Annotated in this window: 7 protein-coding genes; all 7 read right to left on the bottom strand. The window is 66.1% G+C overall.

Annotated elements, in window-relative coordinates:
• The coding region (locus OXU42_09375) for a hypothetical protein (GenBank protein ID MDE0029594.1) at positions 1 to 301 on the bottom strand (301 nt) is incomplete at its 3' end.
• A 157-nt stretch (positions 302 to 458) separates the two neighbouring features.
• The gene (locus OXU42_09370; GenBank protein ID MDE0029593.1) at positions 459 to 1,307 is read right to left on the bottom strand and encodes an SDR family NAD(P)-dependent oxidoreductase; all 849 of its coding nucleotides are present in this window, start codon (positions 1,305 to 1,307) and stop codon (positions 459 to 461) included.
• 160 nt (positions 1,308 to 1,467) lie between these two features.
• Entirely contained in the window at positions 1,468 to 2,277 is an 810-nt protein-coding gene (locus tag OXU42_09365; GenBank protein ID MDE0029592.1) for a phytanoyl-CoA dioxygenase family protein, read from the bottom strand.
• 217 nt (positions 2,278 to 2,494) lie between these two features.
• Positions 2,495 to 3,688 (bottom strand): FAD-dependent monooxygenase, encoded by a 1,194-nt coding sequence (locus tag OXU42_09360; protein MDE0029591.1) that lies wholly within the window; start codon positions 3,686 to 3,688, stop codon positions 2,495 to 2,497.
• A 16-nt stretch (positions 3,689 to 3,704) separates the two neighbouring features.
• Positions 3,705 to 4,664 carry an LLM class flavin-dependent oxidoreductase gene (locus OXU42_09355; protein MDE0029590.1) on the bottom strand — a complete coding sequence of 320 codons (960 nt, stop codon included), beginning with the start codon at positions 4,662 to 4,664 and terminating at the stop codon, positions 3,705 to 3,707.
• Positions 4,665 to 4,714: 50 nt separating this feature from the next.
• Positions 4,715 to 6,283, bottom strand: coding sequence for a VWA domain-containing protein (locus tag OXU42_09350; GenBank protein ID MDE0029589.1), 1,569 nt, complete (start codon positions 6,281 to 6,283; stop codon positions 4,715 to 4,717).
• Positions 6,283 to 7,401: an AAA family ATPase gene (locus OXU42_09345; GenBank protein MDE0029588.1), complete on the bottom strand. Its 1,119-nt coding sequence runs from the start codon at positions 7,399 to 7,401 to the stop codon at positions 6,283 to 6,285. Before OXU42_09345 ends, OXU42_09350 begins: the two co-directional genes overlap by 1 nt.
• Between the last annotated feature and the right edge of the window lie 119 nt (positions 7,402 to 7,520).

The raw sequence follows: 7,520 nt of genomic DNA, 5'->3' as shown, positions 1-7,520 counted from the left end.
CGTCGAACTCGTAGTGGCCGCTCTGGACCTGCGCTTTCAGCTTGGCGAACGCCACGGGCGTGATGGGCTTCACGGCGACGCCGGTGGCCTTTTCATAGGGCTTGTAGTAGGCTTCCGCCTCTGCCTTGCCCCAACTGCCGCCCCAGGTGTTGATGTAGATGGCCTTGGTCTTGGCCCGTGCCTTGGACGCGATGTAGGGTGCGCCCAATATCATTGCGCCGGCGGCCACGCCGCCGCCGATGAAAGCGCGCCGGTTGATCCCGCTGGATTTCGCCTCGGTGGTTTTCGCCGATTCCTTCATGCTCATCCCTCCTGTTTCAACATTGACTCGCCAAACCGTCGGTTCGTCAGCAACCCAAACACAAACAAAGAAGGCGCAGGCCCGGTGAGCCGACCCATATCAAAACAGGCACGGGACATCAATCACGAAATGGCATCGACACCCCTTGCCGTCAAGGTTACTTCCGGTCCGGCCAGACCGCCTGCGAGGCCAGGTCCTGCCAGGCCGCGGGGCGGCAGGCGGCCTTGGCGGCGTCGTCGGGCTCCAACTCCGTGTCCCAGTCGTTGCCCACGAAGCGGCAGCCGGTGATGGCTTGGGAGGCGTCGGAGACGAGCCAGCGGATGGGGGCGGCCATGACCTCAGGCTGGACCAGCTTGCTGCGGTCGAAGGGGGCGCTTTTCGGGATGAAGCTCGTGTTGGTGGGGCCGCCGGGCACGAGCACGTTGACGGTGACGCCGGTGTCTTCCAGGTCCTTGGCCCAACTCGCGGAGGCGGCTTCCAGGGCGGCCTTGGACATGCCGTAAGGAGTGTAGGCGCCGCGGAACATGGTGTCCAGGCTTGTGGTGACGTTGACGATGCGGCCGGAGCCTTGCGCCACGAGGTGGGGCGTGACGGCGCGGGCCATAAGGAAGGCGCCTTTCCAGTTGACGTCCATCACGGTCTGCCAGCGGTCGGGTTCGACTTCCCAGAAGCGCACGGGTTCGCTCATGTAGTTGGCGCGCACGGTCTGCATACCGATGCCGGCGGCGTTGACCAGCGCGTCCACGCGTCCGAAACGGCCGAGCACCGCGCCTGCCACCCGCTCGCATTCGTCCGCCCGGGTGATGTCCGCGGTGATTGTCATGAGCGCCCCTTCCTCCGCCACGCCCGCGGCGCTCCGGGCCAAGGCTTGGCAACGTTCCTCCTGGTTGTCCACGACCGCCACCCGGGCGCCGGCCTCCAGCAGGGAGCGGGTCATGACGGTGCCCATGCCGCCAGCCCCTCCAGTAATGATCACCACCTTGTGGTTTAGCTGTTTGTCAGACACTTGCGGTGTCCTTTCTCCGAGGAGCTCAAGTCAGTCGGGATGGCGCCCTTCGACTTCGCTTCGCTACGCTCAGGGCGAACGGTCAAGCGGAGACGGTCAGGTCATGGAACCTGAACAGAATCCGTTCGCCCTGAGCGTAGCGAAGCGAAGTCGAAGGGCCTCACGCCTCCTGCTTGTTGGCCTTGTATTGCTGGTGGTTGCGGTCAAGGGCGGCGAGGCACTGGGGGTCGAAGTCTTCCCTCGCCACCGGCTCGGCCTCCCAGTGACCGTGGGTGTCGACGCCGCGAAGCAGGGCCGCGCTGGCGTGGTCGAAGAGTGTCTGGTGCACGTGCGGGGCGATGAAGTGGATGGAGTAGCCCAGCCGCCGGTCGTCCGACTGGTTGGGATTGGAGCCGTGGATCACGGTCTCGCTGTGGAACGAGATCTCGCCGGCGTTCAACTCAATGTCCACCGCCTTGGACTCGTCCACGTCCGCGATGGTCTGACCCCTGGAGAGGAGGTTGTTCTCGGCGAAGGTCTCCACGTGCCGGCGGGCGCCCTCGCTGTGGGAGCCGGGGATCACCCGCATGCAGCCGCTCTCGACCTTGCTGTCGGTGAACGCGAACCAGGCGGTCAGGGTCTCCCGCGGCTCGAGCCCGTAGTAGGTGGTGTCCTGGTGCCAGGAAACGAACCGGGGATCATGGGCGTTCTTGGTGAAGAAGCTGGAGCCCCAGCACAGGATGTTAGGCCCGATGATGTCCTCCACCGCGTCGAGCATCACCGGGTTCCGGATCAGTTCGTTGAGCCAGGGGAAGGGGAGATGGGCCTTGATTCGGTAGCGCTCCTGAAGCTCGCCGCCGATGGTTTGCTCCACGTCCTCCAGCTTGCCTCTCAACGCATGCGCGGACTTCCCGTCCATGATGCGCACGGGGAACAGAAATCCGTCGCGGCGGTAGGCGTCCACCTGTTCTTGTGTCAGTACCTTGGGCATTTCGGTCTCCGTCAAAACAGCGATCTCTTGGAACAGGGAAGCAGCGGCCCAGCCAAGGGCTAATCTGGCTTCAGCGACACGGTCTGTCAAGCGCGTCGGGAAGGCATGCTCCGGATGGACTTTCTCGAGGTGACCGGCGCCTGCGCCGCGATCGGGACCGGCTTCACGGGTCAGTCCGGTTCAATTCGAGACGCCGCGGCGTCGATCCGAGGCGTCGTTACAGCCGCGCCGCCTGTCTCAGGCTGGCGATCATCGAGACCTGCAGCAGGTAGTCGTAGGCTTTCTTCGGGTCCGTCGCGGTTTCCCGCATGGTGCGGCGGAACTGCTCCTGGCGGTCCGGGTCCCGGGCTTCCAGGTTGAGCTTGTTGCGGGTGGAGTGGACGTTGGCGTACTCCAGCGCGATGGGGCGGCGCTGGCGCTCGTAGCCGTCGAGTTCCGAGTCCGGCGCCTTGCCTTGCCATACCCGAACGAGCCTTTCGGCGAGGTTGTAGCCGTCGTGGATGCCGCCGTTCATGCCCATGCCTCCCAGCGGATTGTTGATGTGGGCGGCGTCGCCGGCGAGGAACGCGCGCCCTTTGCGGTAGCGCGCGGCCACGCGCTGGTGCACGGGATAGAGGGTGCGGTGTTCCACCAGGTAGGGCGTTCCGGTCGGGAGGACGCTCTGGAGACGGCGCTCGACGCTGGCGTCGCTCAGCACGTCGTCGTCGCTCTCTTCCGGCCGGGTGGGGAACATCACGCGCCACAGTCCGGGCACCCGCAGCAGGAAGAACCACTCCACCGGATCGGCGAAGTAGCTCACTGGCGCCAGCCCGGCGAAGTGCTCATCGAAGCGGAACGGCGTGCTCACCACCAGGAAGCGCTCGGGCCAGGTGAACCCTTCAAAGGCAACGTCCAGCGCCTTTCGGACGTTGCTGCGGGCGCCGTCGGCGCCTACCAGGTAGCGACCTCGGTAGCGGCGGGTCTCACCTCCTTGCCCCACCACCGCGGTCACCGACGTCCCGTCCTCCTCCTCCACTCCGGTCACTTCGCTCGCGAAGAGCACATCCACGCCGGGAAGGGTCAAGAGCTTCTCGTAGAGCAGGCGGTTGAGCTTGAACTGCTCGCACTGGAGCCGGTAGGGGTGCGCGGTGACGTCGGAGATCCGTCCGAAGTCGAACTCCGCGATGCAGCCGGCGCGGTCGCGGTACTGGAGGGTGGGGGCCTTGAGCCCCATCGCCAGGAAGTCGCCCATCACGCCGGTGGACGCGAGCATGTCGAGGGTAGGGGGGTGGAACGTGGAGGCGCGCAGCGTCTCCGGCAGCGCCGTCTCCGCCTCCAGCACGGTTACGGGTATGTCGTGCTGCGACAGGTACAGCGCCACCACCAGCCCCACCGGCCCGGCGCCCGCCACCAGCACGCGATCAGCGCTCATGCGACCGCAGGTTTCCCTACCGGAAGTGCGGCATGATGTGCTCGTTGCACACGTCCAGGTGCTGGAACTGGTCCTTGGCGGCGAAGCGCACGATGAAGGTCTGGATGCCGGCGTCGGCGTACTCGTTGATGAAGTCCACCACCTCGTTGGTGCCGCCGGCCTTGACCACCAGTTGCGCGGCCACCTCCTCGTAGGTCTTGTGGTAGTAGGCCTCCAGGAAGGCGCCGCCTTCGCGCCGCGCCTTCTCGGCGTCGGGATCGATGTGGATGGTGAGGTACAGGCAGCGGTGGATGTCGTCGGGGTTGCGTCCGGCGTCGCTGGCGAAGTCTTCCATCTTCTTCCGCGACTCCTTGAACACCTGGAGCGACGGGATGTTGGTGATCCAGGCGTCGCCGTGGAGCGCGACACGCTTGAGCCCGCTGTCCACGTCGTTGCTGGACACCCACAATGGGACGCCGGGCCGTTGCACCGGCTTGGGCAAGAGCGAGATGTTCTCGATGGTGTAGTACTTGTTGGGGTGGGTGACTTCGTCCCCGGCCCACAGCATCTTCATGATCTTGAGCACTTGGCTCAGCCGTCCGGCCTTCTGGTTGAAGGGCACGCCGCACGCCGTGTACTCCTCCTCGAACATCTTGTCGTTGCGCGACACGCCCACGCCGCAGATCAGGCGTCCGGCGCACAGCACGTCGACGCTGGCCAGGGCCTGCGCCAGCACCACCGGGTTGCGCATGGCCGCGAGCAGCACCGCGGTGCCGATCTTGACCCGCTGGGTCTTGACCGCCAGCGCGCCCAGGGTGCTGATGACCTCCAGCCGCGACTTGGCGGTGACGCTGTCGCCGATCCACACCGAGTCGTAGCCGGCCTGTTCCACCGCGTCGGCGAGGTTGAAGACAGGGCTCAAATCCGGGATCGCGGTCTTGGCGAGGATGACCCCGCGGGTCGGTAGCAGGATGCCGAAGCTGAGTTTCTTGCTCATTGGGTTCTCCGATGTAAGTAATTCATCCGCCCTCGCCGGAGCGGCGGGTGTCAGATACGCAGGAACAGGTCGCGGGTGCCTTCGCTGGTGAGCTGGCTGATGGTGGTGATCCGGTCGCTGAATTCCTTCAGGGTCCCCAGCGAGCTGGGACCCACGTCGATGAGGATGGAGAAGAGCGAGAAGCTCAGCCGGTCCTTCTCCTTGAGGAACCGCTCCGACCACTCCTCCGACACGCGGCACTCCCCGTCCGTGATGAAAACGATGTCCCCCTTCTTATAACGGGATTTCTTGAGGCACTCCAGGGCCGCGTCCAGCGGCTTCTCGAAATCGGTGCCGCCGCCGGGGAAGTGCTCCGCGAGATCCATGAGCTTGTCCGGTTCCACCTCGGCCCCGCGCCGGGTGTTCAGGTCCAGGACGTGCAGGGCGGTGTCCCGGGAGGAGAAGCAGATGGAGCGGAACGGCCGGCGCTGCCGCCGGGTCAGCTCCAGCAGGGTCAACGTCACCGCCTTGGACCACAGCTCCTTGTCGCCGGCCATGGAGGAGCTGCCGTCCAGGCACACCACCACCGGCCCCTTGCGCTTCTCCTCCATGCCCCGGAGCGAGTACTGCAACAGCTCGTTTTCCAGCAGGCGGCGCTGAAAGTCCCGGTGCAGCACAGGCTGGTGCAGCGTCACCAGTTCCTGCGGCAGCAGGTGTTCCAGGGAGCCTCCCTGCTCCACCGAGTAGAGTTCCTCGTTGGCGCGCTCGAAGGTGCGCTTGCGCAGCGCCAGCGCGTGGGACTTCATCCGGCCCACCATGCGGATGAGCTTCTTGAGCTTTTCGTTGCCCGCGAGCCGCCGCCCCAGCTCGAGCCGCCGGTCCGCCGGCAGGCGTCCCCCGGAGCCCAGGGCCGACCCCCAGGCTTCGGCTTCCTCCGCGGCCTCCTCGAGCTGCTGTGCGGCGCGTATGGCCGAGGCCTGCACCCGCGCCCGCGCCTCGTTCTCGACCCGGTCCAGGTCCTCGGTCAACTGCCGCCGCTTCTGGCGGATGGAGGCCGCTTCGCCCCGGAGGCGGCTCTTGAGCCGCTCCTGGAGCTGCGCCAGCGCGTCTTCCTTGCCCGCGCCGTCCTCCTGGTCGGCCAGCTCGCCCGCGTGCTCCAGCATTTCCCGGACCTTCTGGAACTCCTCCTCCTGCTGCCGCAGCTTCCAGGTGTCCATCATGTCGTGGCGCGTCCACGGCTTCTCCGACTTGAGCATGGCCAGGAGCCCTTCGCCCACGAGCAGGGTGCACAGGCCGGCCTTGGCCTCGTCCAGGAGGGTCATTTCCCGCAGGATGCGGCTCACGTCGCCGCCGTGGAGCGCGTCGAGGAGCGTCCGGTTGACCGACGCGCTGGGGAGCACGTCGGCTTCCGCGGCGAAGACGATGTTGTACTTGAACAGCAGGCAGAAGACGTCCCGCAAGAGCGACGGGAAGTGGGGCAGGAGCGCCTCCCCGGCCTGCTCCAGTTCCCGCAGCGAAGCGGCGTCGCGCCGAAGCTGCCCGTAGGCGTGCCGGTCGTAGCGGTCGCTCTCGATCCAGTTGGCGTTGTCGGGCAGGCCGGGCGGGGGCGCGGCCTGCTTCCCGGGCTTCCGGCGCGCCACTACAAGTCCTCCAGGAGGCGCTTCTGCAGGGTTTGGATCTCGTCGCGCATACCTTCCACGCTGGCCACCGGTCGGTCGGCATCGGAAGCCTTCTCGATGAGCTGCTCCAGCCGGCCGAGGATGTTGCGCAGCTTGGTGTGGCCTTCGATGAGGGCCTGGGAGCGGAGATCCTCCGTTTCCCACGGGCGCTGCACGTACTCCCCGATCTCCCGCGCCTGGAACAGGAGTTCCTGTGCCTCCTTCTCGTACCCGAGCACGATCTCGCGGATGGTGCTGCTCACGTTGGCGCGCTCCGTTGGTTCCCGCCACAGCACGTGCTCGAGGAACAGCAGGCTCTGGTCCGAGACCTGGGTGTCGCCCGCGAGATAGGAGTGGGCCTTCATGAGCGCCACGGACTGGCGGTAGCGCCGGTCCGAAGCGACGATCTCCTTCTTGCCGAGTTGCCGGCGCACCTCGGCCATGGCCCGGTGGACGTGGCCGGGCACGGGCTGGGCCTCGGCCTCGCGCTGCATCTCTCTCAGCTCGTCGAGGTCGACGCGCACCTGGGTTTCCCGTGGCGGCGCCTCGAGCATGCGCAGGAAGTGGTAGTCCTCCTGGATGTAGTCCACCACGAACCGGAGCAGGAAGCGGTCGTACAAGGCGGTGAGCTCGTCGTCCTCGGGCAGCTCGTTGCTGGCGCCGAACAGGGTGATGAGCGGTACGTCGCGCACCTGCTGGCCGTTGTGGAAGCGGCGCTCGTTGATGATGGTAAGGATCGAATTGAGGATCGACGAGTTGGCCTTGAAGACCTCGTCCAGAAACGCAATATGCGCCTCCGGCAGCTTGCGGGTGGTGACCCGGCGGTAGTCGTCCTGCTCCAGGCCCTTGAGGCTCACGGCGCCGAACAGCTCCTCGGGGGCGGTGAAGCGGGTGAGCAGCCACTGGAAGTAGCCGGCGCCCTCGACGCGGCGGCAAAGCTCGTCGGCCAGCATCGACTTGGCCGTACCCGGCGGGCCGATGACGAGCAGGTTCTGCGCCGACAACAGCGCGGCGAGAGCGCCGTCGATGAGCTCGCCGCGTTCCAGAAAGGTCTGTCGCAGCTCTTCGCGCAATGCCAGCAGTTTTTCCCTGGGGGTCATGGTGAAGGCCTCATAAACGTGTAACAAAAGCGGGTTGGCCCTACAAATATCTTGCAACCCTTCAAGGGACGTTTTACCTTAGCATCAGGAAGGGAATGGGCGGCGGCCGCGGCCGTTGC

It is taken from the genome of Deltaproteobacteria bacterium, from assembly GCA_028818775.1.
Lineage (GTDB): Bacteria > Desulfobacterota > Binatia > UBA9968 > JAJDTQ01 > JAJDTQ01.
Note: the sequence above shows the minus strand (reverse complement) of the source record. Positions and strands in the feature narration are given on the sequence as shown.